Origin of the sequence: Streptomyces sp. NPDC057702, from assembly GCF_042799315.1 — a bacterium.
Lineage (GTDB): Bacteria > Actinomycetota > Actinomycetes > Streptomycetales > Streptomycetaceae > Streptomyces.
In genome coordinates this window covers 1-21416 of record NZ_JBHVJC010000034.1, presented here as the reverse complement: position 1 = coordinate 21416, position 21416 = coordinate 1, and the positions used below count along the sequence as shown (strand labels likewise).

The 21416-nt window shown below is 72.7% G+C and carries 13 protein-coding genes and 1 rRNA gene; 4 read left to right on the top strand and 10 right to left on the bottom strand.

Annotation, left to right across the window (positions count from 1 at the left end; all coding sequences use genetic code 11):
* Positions 1–41 precede the first annotated feature (41 nt).
* Both ACFVFR_RS24680 and ACFVFR_RS24675 read right to left on the bottom strand, forming a co-directional pair.
* Positions 42–704 (bottom strand): HAD family hydrolase, encoded by a 663-nt coding sequence (locus ACFVFR_RS24680; protein ID WP_383705336.1) that lies wholly within the window; start codon positions 702–704, stop codon positions 42–44.
* Between the two features lie 209 nt (positions 705–913).
* Entirely contained in the window at positions 914–1420 is a 507-nt protein-coding gene (locus ACFVFR_RS24675) for a DUF6912 family protein (protein WP_383705334.1), read from the bottom strand.
* 645 nt (positions 1421–2065) lie between these two features.
* Between ACFVFR_RS24675 and ACFVFR_RS24670 the strand changes: the two genes are divergently transcribed.
* Complete coding sequence (locus ACFVFR_RS24670) at positions 2066–2683, top strand: Rv3235 family protein (protein ID WP_383705331.1); 618 nt, start codon at positions 2066–2068, stop codon at positions 2681–2683.
* A gap of 710 nt (positions 2684–3393) precedes the next feature.
* On the opposite strand, the gene secA is transcribed toward ACFVFR_RS24670, so the two are convergent.
* The gene (secA, locus tag ACFVFR_RS24665; protein WP_383705329.1) at positions 3394–6246 is read right to left on the bottom strand and encodes a preprotein translocase subunit SecA; all 2853 of its coding nucleotides are present in this window, start codon (positions 6244–6246) and stop codon (positions 3394–3396) included.
* Between the two features lie 1757 nt (positions 6247–8003).
* Between secA and ACFVFR_RS24660 the strand changes: the two genes are divergently transcribed.
* Complete coding sequence (locus tag ACFVFR_RS24660) at positions 8004–8591, top strand: GNAT family N-acetyltransferase (protein ID WP_383705327.1); 588 nt, start codon at positions 8004–8006, stop codon at positions 8589–8591.
* Positions 8592–8967: 376 nt separating this feature from the next.
* On the top strand, positions 8968–10188 hold the full coding sequence (locus ACFVFR_RS24655) for a winged helix-turn-helix domain-containing protein (protein WP_383705325.1): 1221 nt from the start codon (positions 8968–8970) through the stop codon (positions 10186–10188).
* Between the two features lie 132 nt (positions 10189–10320).
* Here ACFVFR_RS24655 and ACFVFR_RS24650 read toward each other — a convergent pair whose 3' ends face one another.
* Positions 10321–11064 (bottom strand): response regulator, encoded by a 744-nt coding sequence (locus ACFVFR_RS24650; protein WP_383705323.1) that lies wholly within the window; start codon positions 11062–11064, stop codon positions 10321–10323.
* Between the two features lie 322 nt (positions 11065–11386).
* Positions 11387–12073, bottom strand: coding sequence for a ribosome hibernation-promoting factor, HPF/YfiA family (hpf, locus tag ACFVFR_RS24645; protein ID WP_383705321.1), 687 nt, complete (start codon positions 12071–12073; stop codon positions 11387–11389).
* A gap of 1733 nt (positions 12074–13806) precedes the next feature.
* Here hpf and ACFVFR_RS24640 point away from each other — a divergent pair.
* The gene (locus tag ACFVFR_RS24640; RefSeq protein WP_383705318.1) at positions 13807–14589 is read left to right on the top strand and encodes a hypothetical protein; all 783 of its coding nucleotides are present in this window, start codon (positions 13807–13809) and stop codon (positions 14587–14589) included.
* Here ACFVFR_RS24640 and ACFVFR_RS24635 read toward each other — a convergent pair.
* The 5 genes from ACFVFR_RS24635 to rrf form a co-directional block, all read right to left on the bottom strand.
* The gene (locus ACFVFR_RS24635; RefSeq protein ID WP_383705316.1) at positions 14586–16430 is read right to left on the bottom strand and encodes an LpqB family beta-propeller domain-containing protein; all 1845 of its coding nucleotides are present in this window, start codon (positions 16428–16430) and stop codon (positions 14586–14588) included. The two genes, ACFVFR_RS24640 and ACFVFR_RS24635, sit on opposite strands and share 4 nt — an antisense overlap.
* Positions 16431–16676: 246 nt before the next feature.
* On the bottom strand, positions 16677–19115 hold the full coding sequence (gene mtrB, locus ACFVFR_RS24630; RefSeq protein WP_383705314.1) for an MtrAB system histidine kinase MtrB: 2439 nt from the start codon (positions 19113–19115) through the stop codon (positions 16677–16679).
* Between the two features lies 1 nt (position 19116).
* Complete coding sequence (mtrA, locus tag ACFVFR_RS24625) at positions 19117–19794, bottom strand: two-component system response regulator MtrA (RefSeq protein ID WP_383705311.1); 678 nt, start codon at positions 19792–19794, stop codon at positions 19117–19119.
* A 244-nt stretch (positions 19795–20038) separates the two neighbouring features.
* Complete coding sequence (mtnA, locus tag ACFVFR_RS24620; protein WP_383705309.1) at positions 20039–21196, bottom strand: S-methyl-5-thioribose-1-phosphate isomerase; 1158 nt, start codon at positions 21194–21196, stop codon at positions 20039–20041.
* A 127-nt stretch (positions 21197–21323) separates the two neighbouring features.
* Positions 21324–21416, bottom strand: a 5S ribosomal RNA gene (gene rrf / locus ACFVFR_RS24615); the annotation flags it as partial.

Genomic DNA, 21416 nt, shown 5'->3' with positions numbered 1-21416 from the left:
GGTGGCGCGGCCCCGCCGCGCGGGCGACGGATGGCAGGCCATCAGGCCGTCAACGCCTCGGCCAGCTCGATCGCCTCGGCCAGCGTGTCGGCGATGGGCACGCCCACCTCGGCCAGGCTGGCCCGGCTGTGCGAACCACCGGAGTAGAGCACCGCCTGCGCCCCCGCGTGCCGCGCGGCCAGCGCGTCGTCCACCGCGTCGCCTATCACCACGGTCCGCGCCGCCCGCACCCCGTCGAGCTCGGCGAGGTGACGCACCATGTCCTCGGTCTTGCCTCCGCCGGAGGGCCCCGTACGCCCCTGCACGCGCACGAACCGCGACTCGATGCCGAAGCCGCGCACCAGCGGCACCAGGTGGTCGTGCTCGTACAGCGAGAGCAACGACTGCGTGCGCCCCGCCGTCTGCCAGCGTTCGAGCAGCGCCTCGGCACCGGCCGTGAGCTGGCAGGCGGCCCGCCGCTCCGCGTAGTGGCGCTGGAACGCCACGTCCATCCGGGTCCACTCGCCCTGGGTCGGCAGCCGCCCCATGAGCCGCTCGTAGAAGCGCGGTATCGGCACGCAGTACAGGTCCCGGTACCGCTCCAGGGTGATGGGCGCGAGGCCGATCTCGACGAACGCGGCGTTCGTCGCCGCGATCACTGCGTCGATGTCGTGGAAGAGGGTGCCGTTCCAGTCCCAGATGATGTGCGTCTCGTGCTGACCCATGCGAACGACGGTACCCGGCACCTCTGACAGCCGGCCCACACGTGCGACAACTCCCGCGAAACCGCAGGTGAGGGGCGCGCCCAGCGGCTCCTGGACCGCTTCGGCCCGCTCCCGTACACCCCGCCGCGGCCCGGTCGCGCACCGGCGGTGGGCCCGTGGGCCGGCCCCGTGCGGCGCCCTCGCTCGGTGGGGCCCTCGCAGGGCGGGGCCTAGCCGATCAGGTTCGGGATCTCCTGCGTGGCGAACCACAGCAGCTCGTGGTCCTCGGCCCCGTCCACCGTGAACTGGGCGTCGTCGTCGCCCTGGTCGGCCGCGCCCAGCGCGTCGGCGGCGGCCGTGACGTCGGCCTCCGCGTCCTCCGCGTCCACGTGCACGGCGGCGGCCCTGCTCAGCGGCACGGCGACGGCGACGCGCACCTCACCCAGAGCCGACTGGTCCAGCCCCCGGTCCGGGTCGGCGACGGCCTGCCCGTCGGCCACGTCCACCGCCACGACCACCCGGCGGCGCGGCGCGTCGGGGTCACCGGCGAGGCGGCGCAGCGAGGCCGCCGCGGCCCGGTTGAGCGCCGCGTACTCCAGCTCCTCGATGTCGTCCGAGACGTACCACTCGCGTAGCGCCGGGGTCACCGCGTAGGCGTCCAACGGGGCCGGGCCCAGCTCGCCCGCCTGGTGCGCCGCGGCGAGGCCGGGGAGGGTGAGGGGGACGTACACGCGCATGGTCGCCGCTTTCGTGAAGGCATGTTCGTAAGAGCACGTGGGGGCGTGCTGCCCGCAAGCATAAGCGCGCCCGTCCCCCTTTGAGGGAGGGTCCGCGACCCGCGCCGCACCCCGCGCGGCACGCCACCTGCCACGCGGGGGTTACCGCGCCGCTCATCCCGGCCGTCACCCGGATAGGTGATTACGCACCGCAAGGCCCATACCCCGAATTCGGCGTTGCCCGGGCGAGGAGGCCGCCGGTAGAAGTCACTCAACGAAAGCTACCGCCCGGTATCGATATCGGGCTCGGACGACGGGGGCGAGCGGCACATGGAGCGACGACACGACAGCGTGATCCCGAGGACACCGGACGCGACCCCACCCGCGAACCCGCCCAGGCCACTCAGGCCGCGACCGGCGCACCAGGCTCCGCCCGGAACGATCCGGCCACCCCGACCGAGGCCGGCCCCCTCCGTGCCGCCCCAGCCGGGACCGGCCCGCCCGGCTCCGGCTGGGCTCTCAGGGCAGACCCCACCGCGCGCCGAGGCGACCGGTGACACGATCCCGAGCGCCCGGGCCACGACGGGCCCGGCCGCCGGCGGGCCCCGGGTGCCGCGACAGGGTGGCGGCCCGCCGCGCCGGCGTGACCAGCGGCGGCCCGGCGGCGTGGACCTCGCGGCCCGCCAACGCCAGCGGCAGCGGCTGCCGCGCTACTGGTTCGCCCAGCGGCTGCTCCTGACCCTCAGCGGCCAGCGCCCCGTGCACTGGATGCTCGGCCACACCCAGGGCGCCGCGTACGACCAGCTGACCGCGCTCGCCCCACATCCGGCCCTGTGCCCCGCCACGCCCGCACCCCACTCGGCGCCCGTCCCGAGCCGTACGCCCGGCCGCCCACCCGGCCGCGTCGGCGAGGCCCGCCCCGTGCCGTGCGCCGCCCCGCACGTGGCGTACGCCGACCTGCCCGCGCCCTACGAGACGGTGCCCGCCAGGCCCGGTCCGGCCGGGGCGTCGGGTGTGCCGGACCTGGCCCGCCAGGCGGGCGGCGCGGCGCGCGCCGAGGCCGGACGCGCGGCGCGGGTCGCGCGTCCCCGGGCGTGGCCACCGGTCCTGTGGCACTGCGACGAGTTCCGGCCCGAGCCGTGGATCATCGAGGCGTTCGCCCGCATCACGGCCGGCGACCGGTTGCGGGCGCTGGCCTTCCGGCTCGAACAGGGCGCCGACGAGCGCTGGCGCTGCGCCGCGATCGACCTCGGCCCCACGCCCGACCGACCGGGGACCGGCTGACCCCCCGCCCGCCCCCGCGTCAGCACCGGGGGGAGGCAGCGGGAGGTAGTGGGACGTAGCGGCGGGACAGCGCGGGGACGGGCCCTCGCACGGGCGGCCCGCCCAGGCGACGGCACGGGCCCCGACCAGCGCCCCGCCCGCACCGGGCGACACCACGTCAACCAGTGAGGTGGCCCCACCTCACGCGCGGCACGACCGCGACCGACGAGGCGCCCCGCCCCCACATGCCGCGCGCCGGCGCACCACCGCGCCCCACCCGAAGGCGACCCGGCCGCGACGGAGGCCACGGCATGCCGGAGGCCCGTGAACGAGGGACGCCACGACACGACAGGGACGGCCACACGACAGGGACGGCGACGCGACAGGGACGGCCACACGACAGGGACCGCGACGGGGCCGCGACTGCGGCACGGCGGACGCCCGGGCGGGACACGGGAGCTCGCCCCGCGAGGGACGCCCCTGGCCGACGCCGCCGGCCCGGGGGGCGACCGGGGCCGGCGCACGGCGGCGGCCCCGACGGGATCGTGCGGCGATGACCCCACCGTGGAAGGGGCCCGCGCCGGAACCCGCACCACCACGCCATGGGACAGGCCCGCGCCGGAACCCGCGCCACGCCGCAGGCGAACGCACCACGGGCGAACACGTCGTGGGCCCGGCATCGTGACGATGCCGGGCCCACGGTGCGGGGCGGTTCACCCCGTGTCAGTGTCCTACTTCTTGCGGCGCCGGCCGCCCTTCTGGGCCTTGCGGCGCTCGGCGCGGGTCTGTCCGGTCACGGTGGGCGTCGACGCGGTGTCGCCACCGGCCGGGGCGTCGGTGGCGAAGTCACCCTCGACCACACCGCCCTCGCCGTCCACGGTCGGCGCCGAGAAGTGCAGCCGGTCCGGGCGCTGCGGCGCGTCCAGCCCCTTGGCGTGGATCTCCGGGCGGGGCGCGCCCGCGGCGACGGGTTCGCGCTCGCCCTTGTCCAGCGAGGGCGCCTCGTCCTGCACAGGGACCTCCTCGACCTGCTGCTCGACCTGGACCTCCAGGTTGAACAGGTAGCCGACGGACTCCTCCTTGATGCCCTCCATCATGGCGGTGAACATGTCGAAGCCCTCGCGCTGGTACTCGACCAGGGGGTCCTTCTGGGCCATCGCGCGCAGCCCGATGCCCTCCTGGAGGTAGTCCATCTCGTAGAGGTGCTCGCGCCACTTGCGGTCCAGGACGGAGAGCACCACGCGCCGCTCCAGCTCACGCATGATGTCCGAGCCGAGCTGCTCCTCGCGCGCCGCGTACTGCGCGTACACGTCTTCCTTGATCGCGTCGGTGATGAACTCGGCGGTGAGCCCGGCGCGGTCGCCGCCGACCTCGTCCTCCAGCTCCTCGATCGTCACCTTGACGGGGTAGAGCTGCTTGAACGCGCCCCACAGCCGGTCCAGGTCCCACTCCTCGGCGAACCCCTCCACGGTCTCGGCCTGTACGTAGGCGTCGATCGTGTCGTCCATGAAGTGCCGCACCTGCTCGTGCAGGTCCTCGCCCTCCAGGACGCGGCGGCGCTCGCCGTAGATGACCTCGCGCTGCCGGTTGAGCACCTCGTCGTACTTCAGGACGTTCTTACGCGTCTCGAAGTTCTGCTGCTCGACCTGCGACTGCGCGGAGGCGATGGCCCGGGTGACCATCTTGTTCTCGATCGGTACGTCGTCGGGCACGTTGGCCATCGACATCACGCGCTCGACCATCTGAGCCTTGAACAGGCGCATCAGGTCGTCGCCGAGCGAGAGGTAGAAGCGTGACTCGCCCGGGTCGCCCTGTCGGCCGGACCGACCACGCAGCTGGTTGTCGATACGCCGCGACTCGTGCCGCTCGGTACCCAGGACGTAGAGCCCGCCGAGGTCCTTGACCTCCTCGTGCTCCGCCTTGACGGCGGCCTTGGCCCGCTCCAGCGCGGCGGGCAGCGCGGCGGCCCACTCCTCGACGTGCTCGACCGGGTCCAGGCCCTTGTCGCGCAGCTCGGTCTCGGCCAGGTCGTCCGGGTTGCCGCCGAGCTGGATGTCGGTACCACGACCGGCCATGTTGGTCGCCACGGTGACCGCGCCCTTGCGGCCGGCCTGCGCGACGATCGTCGCCTCACGGTCGTGCTGCTTGGCGTTGAGGACCTCGTGCCGTACGCCGCGCTTGTTCAGCTGCTGCGAGAGGTACTCGGACTTCTCCACCGAGGTCGTACCGACCAGGACGGGCTGGCCCTTCTCGTACTTCTCGGCGATGTCCTCGACCACGGCGGCGAACTTCGCGGGCTCGGTGCGGTAGATCAGGTCGGCCTGGTCGATGCGGACCATCGGCCGGTTGGTCGGGATGGGGACCACGCCGAGCTTGTAGATCTGGTGGAACTCGGCGGCCTCGGTCATCGCCGTACCGGTCATGCCCGAGAGCGTGCCGTAGAGGCGGAAGAAGTTCTGCAGGGTGATCGTGGCGAGCGTCTGGTTCTCGTCCTTGATGTCCACCCCTTCCTTCGCCTCGATCGCCTGGTGCATGCCCTCGTTGTAGCGGCGACCGGCGAGGATACGGCCGGTGTGCTCGTCGACGATCATGACTTCGCCGTCCATGACGACGTAGTCCTTGTCCTTCTTGAACAGTTCCTTCGCCTTGATGGCGTTGTTCAGATAACCGACGAGCGGGGTGTTGACCGACTCGTAGAGGTTGTCGATGCCCAGCCAGTTCTCGACCTTGGTGACACCGGACTCGTGGATGCCGACGGTCCGCTTCTTCTCGTCGACCTCGTAGTCGCCGGTCTCCTGCTGCGGGTTGCCGTCCTCGTCCCGCTTGGTCGGGTTGGCGGCCTCGCCACGGGTCAGCCGCTTCACGAGCTTGGCGAAGTCGCCGTACCACTTGGTGGCCTGGTCGGCGGGGCCGGAGATGATCAGCGGCGTACGGGCCTCGTCCACGAGGATCGAGTCGACCTCGTCCACGATCGCGAAGTTGTGGCCGCGCTGCACCAGCTCGTCCTGCGACCACGCCATGTTGTCGCGCAGGTAGTCGAAGCCGAACTCGTTGTTCGTGCCGTAGGTGATGTCGCAGTTGTACTGCTCACGCCGCTGCGCGGGCGTCATGTTGGCCAGGATGCAGCCGATGGAGAGGCCGAGGAACTTGTGGACCCGGCCCATCAGCTCGGAGTCCCGCTCGGCCAGGTAGTCGTTGACCGTGATCAGGTGCACGCCCTTGCCGGACAACCCGTTGAGGTACGCGGGCAGCGTGCCGACGAGGGTCTTGCCCTCACCGGTCTTCATCTCGGCGACGTAGCCGAGGTGCAGCGCGGCGCCGCCCATGATCTGGACGTCGTAGTGGCGCTGGCCGAGGACGCGCTTGGCAGCCTCACGGACCGTGGCGAACGCCTCGGGGAGGAGGTCGTCGAGACTCTCGCCCTCCGCGTACCGCTCCTTGTACTCGTCCGTGAGAGCGCGCAGCTCTGCGTCGGAGAGGTTCAGGAAGTCCTCTTCGATGGAGTTGACCTGGCCCGCGATGCGGTGCAGCTTGCGCAGGATCTTGCCTTCGCCTGCACGCATGAGCTTGTTGAGGACGGACACGTAGGCTGGCTCCTTGCCGGTCGGACCTGGCACGGTTCGGGTGCGCTAGCGCGGCATTATCGGGGGCCACGGGGCCTGCCGCAACGGCCATCGTAAGTCAGGACCAGCCCGCCTCGGGAGGTCCGGCGGTACGAAGGCTCGCTATCGCCCTCTGTTCCCAACGCGCGAACCCCACCGAAGGTGCCTACCGGCCCCCCGGAAGGACGGCCACGACCACCACCGCCGCGACCACGTCCGCGGGCCGCACGAGGTGCCACGGGCCCGGACCCCCACCCCGCTTCCGGCCCCACCCCAAGCCGCCACTCGGGTCACGCCCGTCCCACCGGCCCCCGCGTGGGCGCTTCGCGGGAGCGCCGACACGGTCCGATTCGAGCCGCGCCACACCGTGTGGCCCGCCTCGGCGCCCGCCCCCGTCAAGCCCGACACCCCATCGCAACGCCCCGCGCGCCGATACGCCTTACGCCCGCGCCCCCGCTGCACCTCATTCGCTCACCCGCCCGCACCTCCCCTCCACGCCCTCCACCTGTACGCCCACGCTTCCGCGCGCCCGCGCGGAGACCCCGGCGGGGCCGAGACCGACCACAGCTGGTGCTTCCGCACACCCGGGCGGCGGACCGGCGTGCGGGGGCCGGGTGCGGGTGCTGAGTGCTCGGGTGCCGGTGCCGGGTGCCCGCGTGCGGGTGCCGGGTGTCCGCGTGCTGAGTGCTCGCGTGCGGGTGTCTCGTTGCCCGGGTGCCCCGGGTTGCCCGCGTGCCCGTAAGCCCGTGACGCGTGGGTCCGTGGGCTCGGCTGCCGGTGCGGAGACCGCCGCCACCGGTCGTCATCGCGCGGGCCGCCCGCTCAGCGGCTTCCCCGGTCGCCACCGGCATGGACACCACCGGCTCGGCCGCTTCGGCCGTCTCCCCCACTCCGACCCGCCCCCGGGCACCCGCGTACGGACCTGCCGTACCCCGTCCTCCCCCCTCACCGACCTCACCGCCGAACCGAGACGCCGAACGCCGGACCGGCGCCGGGTGGGACCGAACGCCGGACCCACCCCGGGTGGTCCGGCCCGGAGGCTGAGCTGGCCGGAGGCTGAGCTGGCCAGGGGCTGGGCTGACCGGGGCGCTGCGGGGCGGCAGGGCTGGGCCGGACCGGGCGGGCCGAGCCGCCGGCCGGGGCAACCGGCCAGCCGGGGCGGGGGCCAACCCTGGACCAGCCCTCGGTAGAGCTGACCCGCGCGCGAGCCCGGAGCTGGGCCGGGGGCGAGGGAGCTGGCCCTCCCCGCGCGCACCGGCCCGGGCTCGGTCCGAGAGAGCCACCCTCGGGAGAACCCGGTCCCGCTGGTCGAAGGGCCGCGCCGGCCGGATACGCGGCCCGACGGGAGTGGGCCCCACGCTGGACCCGGCGGCCGGGCACGGGGAGCGCCGAGGTACCAGAAGTGCCGAGACTCGGGGCCTGGAGCGGGGGCTCGGGGTCAGCGGAAGCCGAAGGCTGCGGAAGCTCGGGCCCCGAGAATGCTGGGCCCCGAGGGGTACGCGGCCCGGGGCAGCCAGGGGCCGGACCAGGCAGACCAGGCGGGGCGGGCGCCGGAGGCGGGGCCGGGTGGCCGAGCGCGACCCGTCCGGGGCGGCCGGCCGGGACGGGGCGAGCGCGTTACGGCCGAGCGGCGAAGCCGTGCCCGGGACAGCGAGGCGGAGGGTTTCGGGCGCCCGCCAAGGCTCCCATCAGCGGCTAAATGGTTTTCCCCGGCTCCGTCGAGCGACCACACTCGGTCCATGGAGCCCGTCATACTCAACACCCCCCGCCTCGTCCTGCGCCCCTTCGAGTCATCCGACGCGGACGCCGTCCACGCCGCCTGCCAGGAGCCGGACATCCCGCGCTGGACGAATGTGCCCTCTCCCTACACGCACGAGCACGCCCGCAGCTTCGTCAGCCAGGTCGTCCCGGACGGCTGGCGCTCCGACACCTCGTACAACCTCGCCGTGGTCAGCCGCGACGAGGGAACGCTGGTGGGCGCCATCGGCCTACGCGTCGCGCTCGCCGGCCCGGAGCGCCAGGCCGAGCTCGGCTACTGGACGGTCAAGGAGCACCGCGGCCGCGGCTACACCGTCGAGGCCGCGCGCGCCATGGTCGACTGGGCCTTCGGTGAACTGGGCGTGGAGCGCCTGGAGTGGTACGCCGAGGTCGGTAACGAACCCTCATGGGCCGTCGCGCGCTCGCTGGGCTTCCAGCGCGAGGGCACCCTCCGCGCTCGCATCCCGCACGCGGGCACGCGCCGCGACGCCTGGGTCGCCGCCCTGCTCCCCACCGACCTCGGCGTCCCCACCCCGACGCCGTACCTCCCGGGCCCCCAGTCCGCCTGACCCGCCGCCCCCGGGCGCGTGTCACGGGAACGCCGCCCACGGGACCGGGCCGCCCGCTTCGCCCACCCCGCACGAGCGAGCCCCGACCATCTCCCCCGCCCCGCCCTCCCCAGCCGTCCCCTTCGGACATCTCGGTGGCACACGCCCCGGAGTACGCCACCGGGCGGTACGGGCCCGAACGGCGCGGCACGAGCCGCGGCGGGGCGGGGCGGGGGGAGCGCCGCGCGGGGGCACGCCGCGCGAGGACGTCTCGCCACGCGGTGTCGGCCTCCGACGGCTGCCCGAACGGCCCGGCCCGCCCCATCCCGCCCGCCGTCTCCCGAGCGACACCCCCACACCGACGGCGTTGTCAGTGCCAGCGTTTACTGTGTCCGGCATGACAACTCCCCTGTCAGCGAGCCGTGTCGCGCGCACCCCCAGCGCGTCGGCATCCCGCGTACGCCCCGAGGTCACCCTGTCCGCCGACGAGGCCCGCCGCATCGCGCTGCGCGCCCAGGGGCTGCTGGGCGCGCGAGACAGGGAGGGCGGCGTGCACGGGGTGCTGCGCGCGCTGGGCGCGGTCCAGTTGGACACCATCTCCGTCCTGGCCCGGTCCCACGAACTGGTGCCGTACGCCCGACTCGGCGCCGTCGGTCGCGACACGGTGGAGACCGCGTACTGGACGCGTACGCGCAGCTTCGAGTACTGGTCCCACGCCGCCTGCATCCTGCCGATCGAGGAGTGGCCGCACTTCGCGTTCCGCCGCCGCGCCTACCGCGACCGGCCGCACTGGGGTCACGACCTGCCCGCCGGGGCGTACGAGAAGGTCATCGCGCAGTTGCGCGCCGAGGGCCCACTGACGGCCAGCGAGCTGGGCGGCGCCAAGAACGGCGGCGAGTGGTGGGACTGGTCGGCGGCGAAGATCGCCGTCGAGCGCGCCCTGATGCACGGCGAGGTCGTCTGCACCGAGCGGCGCGGCTGGAAGCGGGTCTACGACCTGGCCGAGCGCGCGATCCCGGCGAACCTGCTGCACGACGACCTCTCGGATCCCGAGTGCCTACGCCGCCTGGTCGCCCAGGCCGGCGCCGCGATGGGCGTGGCCACCCGCGCGGACCTCGCGGACTACCACCGGATCAGGAACGAGCAGGTGGACGCCGTCATCGCCGACACGGGGCTGACCCCGGTCACGGTCACGGGCTGGGACAAGCCCGCCTGGGCCGATCCGGCCGCCCTCGCGGCGGAGTCCGCCGGGCGCCGGGAGCGGCACCGGACGACCCTGCTGTCCCCCTTCGACTCGTTGATCTGGGACCGCCCGCGCACCCAGCGCGTCTTCGACTTCACGCACCGACTGGAGGCGTACGTGCCACGGCCCAAGCGGATACACGGCTACTTCGCGATGCCCCTGCTCACCGGCGGCAGGCTGGCCGGCCGTGTGGACCCGGCGCGGGAGGGCACGACGCTGGTGGCCCGCCAGCTCTCGCTGCGCGGCCCGAAGGACGTGGCTCCCATGGCGCGGGCCCTGCGCGAGGCCGCCACCTGGGTGGGTTGCGACACGGTGCGCATCGAGCGCGTGAACCACCCCGACCTCGCGGCCCCCCTCGCCGCGGCCCTCACCTGACCCGCCCCACACACCGCCTGGCCCCGACCGACCAGCACGCCAGCCGGCGTACCCTCGTCCCTCGGTCCGCCGAACGGCCCGAGGGAACTGCTCCGTTGTTCCCCCGCCCCCGCGGGCCGGTCAGCGGGCCGGTCAGCGGATTTCGAGGATCTTCTCCCGCATCGCGTACACCACGGCCTCCATCCGCGAATGGAGTTGGAGCTTCTCCAGGATGTTGCGGACGTGGTTCTTGACCGTGTTCTCGCTGATGAACAGTTCCTTGGCGATGTCGCGGTTGTTCATCCCGGTGGCCACGAGCTTGAGGACCTCAAGTTCGCGGTCGGTGAGCCGTGGCGCGGGCACCAGCCGGCGCTCGTCGGTGCGCTGGATCATCGACTTGAACTCGGTCAGCAGCTTCGACGCCATCGACGGACTGATCTGCGACTGCCCGTCGGCCACCGCACGGATCGCGGTCGCCACCTCGTCAGTGGAGATCTCCTTGAGCAGGTACCCGGTGGCCCCCGCCTTGATCGCGTCGTAGAGGTCGGCCTCCTCGTCGCTGATCGTCAACATGATGATCTTGGCGCTGGGGGCCACCTCCTTGATGGCGGTACACGCCTCGATCCCGCCCCGCTTGGGCATACGCACATCCATCAGCACGATGTCGGGGAGCAGATCGGTCGCCTTCTCGACGGCCTCCGCTCCGTCCCCGGCCTCGCCGACGACCTGGATGTCCTCTTCCTGCGCGAGTACGATCTCCAGCCCTCGGCGGAAGAGCGCGTGATCGTCCACCACGAGGACCCGAATGGGCTCCTTACGCGACTCTCCCCTGTCCGTTCCGACGTTGACGCTGGCTCCGTCGTCATCGTCGGGCACGGGCCCGAAGCTGTCTGCCATCGTTCCTCCCCCATGAAGGCCGTGGCCTTGCGGTTGCACCTAGCTCTGCGCGCCAACCAGTCCCCACCGAGCGCCGATTGACCACGCCGCCATGATTCCATGCCCGCGGGGTGGACCGGTGCTCCCGCCATCCGCACCGTAGTGCCCCGGAGGGTCGTCCCGACCCTCTCGGGGCACCACCTTCACCGTCGTACGAGACACGGCCGTCACCGCACCTCGTGGATCAATTCGCGTCAGCTCTCGTCGATTTCCGGGGTCGGCCTCGGTGAGCCGCACAACGGCTCTCGCCGTCGATGCCGAGTCTTCCCTCTATCGGCTCTGGTCAGCCGCCGAGCGCCCCTCCGGCGCCGCCCGGTTCCTCTCCGACGAATGCCTCTGTCTTGAGATGAATCACGCCATAGTCGTAACCGTGCCGCCGGTAGACGACGCTCGGGTGATTGGTGTCGGAGTCCACGAACAGATAGAAGTCATGGCCAACCAACTCCATCTCGTAGAGGGCCTGGTCGAGCGTCATCGGCGCCGCCGCGTGCGTCTTCTCGCGAACGATGAGTGGGCCCTCACCGCGCACCTCGAGCGGCCCCATCCTCGTGGTGGGCACGTTGTCCGCGGAATCGGCCTCGCCGGCGCCCGTCCCGTTGATCCGGGCCGCCTCCGGCACGGCGACGGCGACATCGCTCGCCGGAATGCGCCCGTTGCCGCGACGCGCGTGACGCTTGTCGTTCTGCTTGCGCAGGCGCTGCTCCAACTTGCCCTTGGCCAGGTCGAGCGCCGCGTACGGATCGGCGGCGGCGGCCTCCGCGCGGATCACCGGTCCACGGGAACGGAGCGTGATCTCCACCCGGTCGGAACGGTCGGCCTGGCGCGGGTTGTGCTCCTTGGACACCTCGACATCGAGGCTGATGACCTTGCCGTCGAGCTTCTGGATCTTCTCCAGCTTCAGCTTCTCGGCCACGTGCTTGCGGAACCGCTCTGGTACCTCTGTCTTGCGGCCCTTCACGACGATGTCCACGCAGAACTCCGTTCCCGGATTGCTCCGTTCACTGTTCGAAGCATCCGTTTCGCACTGGGCCCGTAGAGAATTCCAGGGCCCCCGACTCGGCGGCTTTCACCTCCTCCTCCCCCGCCATTGGGCTCTACACCCCAACGTCTTCATGTTTCTATGGAACACGGAAAGGCACGAAGCACGCCAAGCGGATATCAGCGCCATAGCGGCCCCTAGTCCTTACAACCGAACATAGCTCGCCCGGCTGGAAGTCGGCACCCCCTACTGGCACGTACCTCCGTTCAGGTACCTTTTCGCCGTTACTACCTGCAACGGCGCACGTTCCCCGTCAGTTCCGATTGCGTCCAAAGGCGCTAGAGGACGCGGCGATCACCGCAGCCCCCACCAGCCCGTCTCGTGCGTCACCCGCACCACGGCCACCGGCCGGGCCCACTGATCCGCCACCTCGACCATCGGGTGCCCGTGAAGCTCCGCTCCATGCGACACCGGCCGCCCCGCGTATGCCCGTGCTCCCCACGGCCCCAGCTCTCCCCCTGACAGCTCTCACACGCGCGTGCCGCCCCGCGCCCGCCCCCACACCCTCCGTGGCCGGACCCGTCGCACTCCGGCCGCCCGGCACTCCGTGGGTCTGGCCAGCCCCTCCTCGCCCCGTCGCGGCGCGTACCGCGCGGGCTGCCTCCGCCAGCGAGGCCCCGGTAGTCACCAGGTCGTCCACCAACACCACCGGACCGGCCCTGAGCAGCCGCTCCGCCCCAGGAACGACCCGCAGCGCTCCAGCCACATTGGCCGCGCGCCGCGCGGCTCCCAGACCCGCCTGATCCAGCACCGCCCGCCGCTGCCGCAACACCGGCAACACCCGCGCCGGCACCCCTCGCTCCCGCAACACCCGGGCCGCGCCCAGCGCGACCCGACGCGTTGGGTCGTGCCCCCGCGAGGCCACCGCCCGCCGCGCCGACGGGACCGGAACCAGCAGAACGGGCAGGCCCAGGCCCGAGGCGAGAGCTAGACCCCCGGCTACGTCCCCGTTCACGCCACCAGCGGCCACGGGCCGCGCGATCACCGGCCGATCCCCCACGTCCTCCTCGTCGCGCCGGAGCACCCACCGCCACAGCACCGCCCACACCGCCAGCGCCAGCGCGGCCCCCAACGGCCTCGCCAGCCGCAGCGCACCCCGCTCCTTGTGCGCGAGCAGCATCGACCTGCACTCCCCGGCGTACGCCGCCGCCGCGTACACCACCGGCAGGCCCGACGGCGTCGGACTCGGCCGCACCCGGTGCGCGCCGCCGTCGAGCAGCAGCCCCTGACACCGCGCGCACAGCACTGTCCGAGGCGCCCCGCACCCGGCGCATTCCACTGGCAGGACCAGCCCCGCCGCCTCTCGCCACCATCCCCGCATGCCTCCACTGTCCACCCGCTCCCCCAGGCCCGCCACCCCTGTGGATAACTCCGCCAGGCCCTCGTCTCCACACCCCAAAGGCCGGACAAAACCGCTGGTCAACATGGTGCAAGAGAAGTCGACGAGCATGCCCCCGCCGACACACACCGAGATCGGGCCCACCACCCCACACCGGCCCTGCCCCCGGCGCCGACCCCGGCCAGCACCCGAGAGCCACCTCGCCCCACGCCACGGCCGGATCACCGGCCCAGGCAAGCGACCACCAGGCCAGGCCGGGCCCGGCCCCAGACGCCGGGCCCCTCCTCGGAGCCGCCGTGACGCGACGACAGAACAGAATGGGCTCATGGACGCTGGACCGGCCGCCGTACTCGGCGCTGCCGTCGGCTCACTCACCACGCTGGGCGCGGCGACCGTGGGCGGGCGCATGGCGGCCCGCTCCCCGGGCGACCGGTGGCGCAGGGAGCATCGCGGGGACGCCTACGCGAACTGCCTCAGCGCTTCGCACGATCGCGACATCGCCATGGACGCGATCGTCGACGCGCTCCGGCCGCCCGGCCCTGACCTGCGAGACGTCGACGAGAAGGCCCAGCGCTTCGTCGCCCTGGCCCGCGAGGTGCACCGCACGGCCGAAGTGGTCGCCACCGAGGGGCCCTCAGCGGTGGTGAAGGCCGCCGACCAGGTGACCCGCGCGTCCGCCGACCTGTCCGAGGCGATGCGACGGATGATGCGGGACGCCCACACGGGAGACGCCTGGCGCAAGGCGGCGGACGTCGTGCTCGCCGCCGAGAGGGGGCACGTCCTGTACGAGTCCGTGAAGGGCGTCCGCTCGGCCGCCAAGGACGTCCGTGACAGCTCTGGCTGGCCACGCCCCGTACGTCAGGACGGCGAGCCCGGCGGGCGCGCCCAGAGCGAACGAGGCACTGAGGCCACCAAGCCCGAAGCCACCCCACACGCGGCGCGGCCAGCACCCCACCACCCGGGCCGCCTCACCGAACCACCCCGGGCGCGCCAGCAGCCGGAGCGGACAGGACAGCGGCACCCGGGCGACCGGGCGGGTCCGCCCCGCGCGAGAGGACGGCGAGCCCGCCACGAACGGTCTGGCCCAGATGGGCGCGGCCGGCCCTAGCCCGGGTACGCCGGTGCCGTTCCCTTCTTGACGACGGTCTTCCAGTTCGCGTCCGGAGGCAGCCGGACGATGCCGTCCGACGCCTTGGCGATCAGTGGCCGGTCCTCGTCCTCCGACGCCGCGATCTGCTCCACCTTGCCCGGACCAGGCAGCGCCGGGCTGTTCCCCGGGGAGCCGTCGGTCTCCATGTACCGCAGCTCCTGTACGCCGCCCGACTCGGTTCCGGCCACCACCAGCCGGCTGCCGCCGGCCCACGAGACGGCGTCCACGTCGTCGAGTTGCGGCGCGAGCGAGCGCAGGCCCTTCACGGACAGCGGCGGCTCCGCCGGGCTCGTGGCGCGTTCGAGCCGGCCGAGCCACAGCGTCGTCCGGCCGTCGCGCTCGATCAGCATGGCGATGCGCGTACTGTCGGCGGCGACCCGCAGCGCTACGATCCGGCCACCGTCGAGCCCGATGACGTTGACCTCCTCGGGCTCGCCCACACCACTGGCCAGCCGCAGCAGCCGCGGCTTGCCCGGGCTGCGGTCGGCCACCCACAGATCGCCCAGCCCGTCCCAGCTCGGCTGGGTCAGCCCGCCCTGGGGGCCGCCACTCGCACTGTGCAGCCGCGACGCGCCACGCTCCACGCCCGGCTTGAGATCGGCCACATACAGGTCACGGCCGTTTTGAGACACTCCCGCGGCAGCCCGCTCGTCCCGCGCCACGGCGATCGAGCTCAGGTCCGCGCCCTCCTCGCCGAACGGCCCCGGCGCGTGCTCCAGGTCGTCCCCGGTGTCGTCGACCTGGACGAGCCGGCGGTCCTGGTCGATGTAGTACTGGTTGCCCGCCTTGCCGTTGATGCGGTCCGGCGCGTACCCCTCGGCCTGCTCACGCGTCAGCGAACACAGCTCGACACCGTTCTCGTTCTCCAGCGTGACGCTGCCGACCTTGGACGTCGACAGGTCCTGCACGGTGAACAGCACCTGGGCCGCCATCTCGTGACAACGCAACTGGTCGACGCCCGACACCTCCCGGTTCAGGCGGATACGCAACCCGTTCGAGTCGTCGAGGCGCAGATGGTCGCTCTTGAGCTGGGTGCCGCTCGGGAAGGACGTACGGACCACCGGTTCAAGCCAGTTGGTGGGCCCGCCCAGCAGCGCCCGCACGGTCGAGGTGACGGGGTCCACCCACCGCCGCAGGTACACCGGATCGGCGACCAGCACGTCCTTGCCGACCGCCGACTTGTCGCCGTCGGGACCCAGTTCCGCGAAGTAGTACTTGTTGACGGAACGGTAGATGCGCTGGAAGTCCGACTCGCCGAGGACCAGGCCCGCGGGCAGCGAATCGATCCGCCACCGGGTGCCCGACCGCGCCACGTGCAGCCGCTCCTCGTAGGGCTTCTCGTCGGGCTCGTACGCGTGGTTGGCGTCGACCGTGGCGAGCTGCCGGCCCGACAGTACGACGTCGAAGCCCGTGTTCTCCCGGTCCGGACCACTCTCCACGCGCACCTTCGGCGACTGCGCGAGCACGGTCGTCTCCGCCAGCGGATTCCAGTCCGCGTTGGCCCGCTTGGTCAGATACAGGCGCGCCGTCTCGAAGCCGGCCTCGTCGCTCGTCGTCGCCTCCAGGAAGCCCAGCACCAGCTCCACCGGCCCTTCCCGGTTCCCCGGGCGCACCCCGTAGACCCGAACGGGTGAATCGGCGTCGGCGCGCGGCGTGGAGCCGACCTGACGTACGTCGCCGCTCTCGGGCATCGACGCGCAGCCGGCCAGCAGTAGCCCGCTGGCCGCGAGCGTGGCGCAGGCCCGCCGCGGCCCACCGAGCGCGCCCAGGGTGCGCTTCCGCCCTCGACGCCGCAGCACGCCGGCACGTGGAAGCGCCGCGGGGCGCCCATCGCGATGGCGCGCGCCCGCGCTGGCGAGGCCAAGGGACCGGATCAGCCTGGCGAGGCCCTTGCCACGGCCCTCAGCGACAGGTCGGACCGTGCGCTCGGCCTGGTCAGGCGCCTCATGCCCGGCGACCGCCGGCCGGCCCCGGTCGGTCGCCTCGCTACCCGGCGTCTCCTGGTCAGCGCACACGAGCGCGGCTCCCTCGTTCGCCGATCGCCATCACTCCGCCGACTCCTCTCGATCCGCCCGCCCGGCGCTCCCCGTCCGCCCGGCACCGTCGCCCCTCGCGGCGTTCCGGTCGGCGTCGGTCGACGCTCCGCCGCCAGCGCCGGTCGACGTACCACCGGCACCAGTCGCCTCGTCGTCCTCGACATCCCCGCCACCGACACCGTGCCCGGTGCCTTCGCGACCGCCCACCGCGCCGCGCGACACATCGCCCGCCGTCTCCTGCGAGGCCGCGTCCCGACCCGGCGCCGACACGGCACCCGACCGCCGCGACACGAGGACGGACGTGGTCACCCCGGACACCCGATGCGCCCCGGCCTCGGTCGTATCGCTGCCAGCCCCGGCCGGTGGCGACCCGTTGAACTCACCAGACCTACCGGACCCACGGGCCTCACCAGCCGCGTCGGCCCTGCCAGAGCCGCCGTCAGCCCCACCGTCGCTCACCGGGCCGCTCCGCTCCGTGGCCGTCCCGCCGAAGGCCCCACCAGAGGCCCCGACGGAGCCCGCTCCCGTACCTCCGGGCGCGCTCCCTCCGGCGGGCGCGCTGGTCGCGCCCGTGGCACCCGCGTTCGCTACCCGACTGCTACCCGCGCCGCCCGCGGCCTTCGCCGCGCGCAGCGCGCGCTTGCGGCGCGAGTCCTCGGGTTCGAGCGGTATGGGCGAGCCGCGCAACGCGTCGCCCGCCGCGCGCGGCAGCGTCAACCGGAACTGCGACCCGCCTCCGGGCTCGCCCCACGCCTGGAGCCAGCCCCCGTGCAGCCGGGCGTCCTCCTCCGCGATCGACAGGCCGAGCCCGGTCCCGCCGGTCGTCCGGGCCCGCGCGGGGTCGGCCCGCCAGAACCGGTTGAACACCCGCGTCGCCTCGCCGGGCTTGAGCCCGACCCCGTAGTCCCGTACGGCCACGGCGACGGCGCCGCTCTTCGCGGCGAGCCGGACCACCACGTCCTCGCCCTCGCCGTGCTCGACGGCGTTGACGACCAGGTTGCGCAGCACCCGCTCCACGCGACGCGCGTCCGCCTCCGCGATCACCGGCCGCGCCGCGCCACGAATGACGATCCGGCTGCCCTTGCGCTCCGCGAGCGGTTCGGCTGCGTCCACCACCCGCCTGACCACGTCGCGCAGGTCGATCGGCTCCGCCTCCAGCGCCGCCGCCCCCGCGTCGAACCGGCTGATCTCCAACAGGTCGGCGAGCAGCGACTCGAACCGGTCGAGCTGACCGCCCAGCAGCTCCGCCGACCGCGCCGTGGCCGGATCGAACTCGTCCCGCGCCTCGTAGATCACATCGGCGGCCATCCGCACGGTCGTCAGCGGCGTCCGCAGCTCGTGCGAGACGTCCGAGACGAACCGCCGCTGCATCCGCGACAGGTCCTCCAGCTGCTGGATCTTGACCTGAAGATTGTGCGCCATCTTGTTGAACGCCTCGCCGAGCCGCGCGATGTCGTCCTCGCCGGTGACCTTCATCCGCTCCTGGAGCAGTCCGGCCGCCAGCCGCTCGGAGATGCCGGCGGCCATCCGCACCGGCGTGACCACCTGCCGCACCACCAGCCACGCGATGGCACCGAGCAGCACGACCACGAACACCCCGGCCGTGGCCAGCGTGCCCTTGACCAGGCTCAGCGACTTCTCCTCCTGGGTGAACGGGAAGAGGTAGTAGAGCTGGTACGGCTCGCCGTTGATGTCGTTGAGCCGCTTGCCGATCACCAGCGCGGGTTCCTGCGAGCCGGCCGGGTCGCGCACGATGCTCGTGTACTGCTCGTACGGCCCGGTGCCCTCGTCCACCCGGGTCCGGAGCGTCTCGCTGATGCTGTCCTCGGGTTTGACGCCACCCGACGCGCGGGGGCCCCGCGTGCTGACGAACGGTTCCCCGTCCGCCTTCGAGCTGAGCGCCACCACCGAGTACACGCCCTGGCCGCCGCTCGCGAGCTGCTGCACGAGCGCGGTCAGCCACGCGCCGGCGTGCCGGTTCCCCCGGGCGCCCGAGCCGTCCTCGCTGTTGCGCGGGTCGTCGCTGTTCTCGGCGGCGTCGTCGGCCGCTTTGAACCCTCCGACGGCCTGGCTCTGCGCGGCGTTGCGCTTGGCGTCCAGCAGCCCGTTCCGCACCTGCCCGATGACGACCACGCCGAGAATCAGCACCACACCCAGCGACATGAGCAGCGTGGTGGCGACAACGCGAAGCTGGATGTTACGCCGGTAGAGCCGTATGGCCGGCAGCAGCGGGCGCCGCACCCATCGTCCGAACAGCCGCAGGACGGGATGTACGGGCGCCCCGGATGCCCCGTCGGGCAGCAGGTTTCCGCCTCGCCAAAGCCGCCCGAACAGCGATATGTCACTTCCCGGGGCCACAGGTCGCCCCGGGCCGCGACCGTCGGCCGGGCCTCCTACCGACGGGCCGCCCTGCCCCGTGGGCTCCGGGGCGGCCCCACTTTCCGACATCTCAGCTCGGCCCGGCCTTGTAACCCACTCCGCGCACGGTCACGACGATCTCAGGCCGCTCCGGGTCCTTCTCGACCTTGGAGCGCAGCCGCTGTACGTGCACGTTCACCAGCCGGGTGTCCGCGGCGTGCCGGTAGCCCCACACCTGCTCCAGCAGCACCTCACGGGTGAACACCTGCCACGGCTTGCGGGCGAGGGCGACCAGCAGGTCGAACTCGAGCGGGGTCAGCGCGATCGACTGGCCCTCCCGCTTGACCGAGTGTCCGGCCACGTCGATCACCAGGTCGCCGATGGTCAGCTGCTCCGGCACGGGCTCCTCGGACCGCCGCAGCCGCGCCCTTATCCGCGCGACCAGTTCCTTGGGCTTGAACGGCTTGACGATGTAGTCGTCGGCTCCGGACTCCAGCCCGACCACCACATCCACGGTGTCGCTCTTGGCCGTGAGCATCACGATCGGTACGCCGGACTCGGCTCGGATCAGCCGACAGACCTCGATACCGTCTCGTCCTGGCAACATCAAATCGAGCAGCACCAAATCGGGCTTGGTCTCGCGGAACGCGGCGAGTGCCTTGTCCCCATCGGAAACGAACGACGGTTCAAAGCCTTCGCCGCGCAGCACGATGCCAAGCATCTCTGCCAGTGCGGTGTCGTCGTCGACGACAAGGACGCGTCCCTTCATGTCGTCATCATCCCATTGTCGCACCCGGTGGCTAGACGCGGGCGATCACTCGTTCGCAGCATGTCGGTGTTCGCCCGGGAATAACGGCGATCCCAGCGTTGACGCCACACACCCGCGCCGCCGATCGCCACCGGCAATTCGGCCCACGCGTCCCTACGCGGCAAACCAAGCGAACGCCGACCGGCATGACGCGGTGAGAACGACCGAAGCCCCCCGCACGCGCTCCCGGACGGCGCCCCGGCCCTCACCCGGCGAGTGGCCCACCGCTCTGGCGGGAGCGCCCGCACAGCTCGGCCAGCCCTGCGGCGGTCACGGGCGAGACCACGCCGCCCTCGGTCACGATCGCCGTCACCAGGTCCGGCGGCGTGACGTCGAAAGCCGGGTTGTACGCCCGCGTGCCCACGGGAGCGATGGGCAACCGGACCGGCGCACCGTGCTCACCCACGCAGGCGCTGGGCACGGGAATCGTCGTCACCTCGTGCGCGGGTCGCTGCTCGATCTCGATCGCCGTTCCGTCGGGGGTCGCCAGGTCCACGGTCGTGCTGGGCGCGACGACGACGAAGGGCACGTGGTGGTACTTGGCCAGCACCGCCAGTGGGTAGCTGCCCACCTTGTTGGCCACCGAGCCGTCCGCCGCGATCCGATCCGCCCCGATCAGGACCGCGTCCACCTCGCCGGCGGCGAACAGCGAACCGGCCGCGTTGTCCGTCAGCAGCGTGTACGCCATGCCCGCCCGTGCCGCCTCGTACGCGGTCAACCGCGCCCCCTGGAGCAGGGGCCGCGTCTCGTCCACCCACAACTGCCTGAGCTGGCCCTTTCGGTGTGCTTCCCGCGCCACGGCCAGCGCCGTACCGGCTCCACCGGACACGAGTGCCCCCGTGTTGCAGTGGGTGAGCACACGGAAGCCACCGCCGGGCAGCAACTCCTCCAGCAGCCCGAGACCGTGTGTGGCCATCCGTTCGCTGGCCTCGGCGTCCTCGCGGTGCAGCGCCCGTGCCTCGGCGAGTACGACGGTGGCCGCCCGCTCGGCGCCGACGCCTTCGGCGATGGCTCGGTCATAGGCCCCGGCAGCGCGGCGCACGCCGTACGCGAGGTTGACCGCCGTGGGCCGGGCCTGCGCCAGGAGCGCCGCTGCCTCGGCGACATCGGTGCCACGGGCGGCGGCGAGCGCCACCCCGTACGCGCCCACGATGCCCAGGGCGGGCGCACCACGCACGGCGAGCGTGCGAACGGACTCCACGAGAGCGGGCACGTCCGCACACACCAACTCGACTTCCTCGGCGGGCAACCGTCGCTGATCGAGCAGGACCACCGCGGGCCCGTCCGCCATCGCCTCCCAACGCAGCGTGGGTGTGCCGTGCGATACGAAGCCGTCCGGTGCTTGCGCGTACTGATCAGCCATAGGGCCAGTCTGACGCGCGCGGCACCACTTGCTGAAGGGCGACTATGCGCCGCGCCTGGAATGGCCCTACAAAGCAGAAGAGCCCTGTTACGGACCAGGTCCGTAACAGGGCTCTCCCTGAAAAGTTGTTCGGCGGCGTCCTACTCTCCCACAGGGTCCCCCCTGCAGTACCATCGGCGCTGAAAGGCTTAGCTTCCGGGTTCGGAATGAGACCGGGCGT

Bases quoted from the DNA above. Each gene is read 5' to 3' on its own strand.
- ACFVFR_RS24680 (WP_383705336.1), bottom strand. From the start codon at position 704: ATGGGTCAGCACGAGACGCACATCATCTGGGACTGGAACGGCACCCTC.
- ACFVFR_RS24675 (WP_383705334.1), bottom strand. From the start codon at position 1,420: ATGCGCGTGTACGTCCCCCTCACCCTCCCCGGCCTCGCCGCGGCGCAC.
- ACFVFR_RS24660 (WP_383705327.1), top strand. From the start codon at position 8,004: ATGGAGCCCGTCATACTCAACACCCCCCGCCTCGTCCTGCGCCCCTTC.
- ACFVFR_RS24655 (WP_383705325.1), top strand. From the start codon at position 8,968: ATGACAACTCCCCTGTCAGCGAGCCGTGTCGCGCGCACCCCCAGCGCG.
- ACFVFR_RS24650 (WP_383705323.1), bottom strand. From the start codon at position 11,064: ATGGCAGACAGCTTCGGGCCCGTGCCCGACGATGACGACGGAGCCAGC.
- ACFVFR_RS24640 (WP_383705318.1), top strand. From the start codon at position 13,807: ATGGACGCTGGACCGGCCGCCGTACTCGGCGCTGCCGTCGGCTCACTC.
- mtrB (WP_383705314.1), bottom strand. From the start codon at position 19,115: ATGTCGGAAAGTGGGGCCGCCCCGGAGCCCACGGGGCAGGGCGGCCCG.
- mtrA (WP_383705311.1), bottom strand. From the start codon at position 19,794: ATGAAGGGACGCGTCCTTGTCGTCGACGACGACACCGCACTGGCAGAG.
- mtnA (WP_383705309.1), bottom strand. From the start codon at position 21,196: ATGGCTGATCAGTACGCGCAAGCACCGGACGGCTTCGTATCGCACGGC.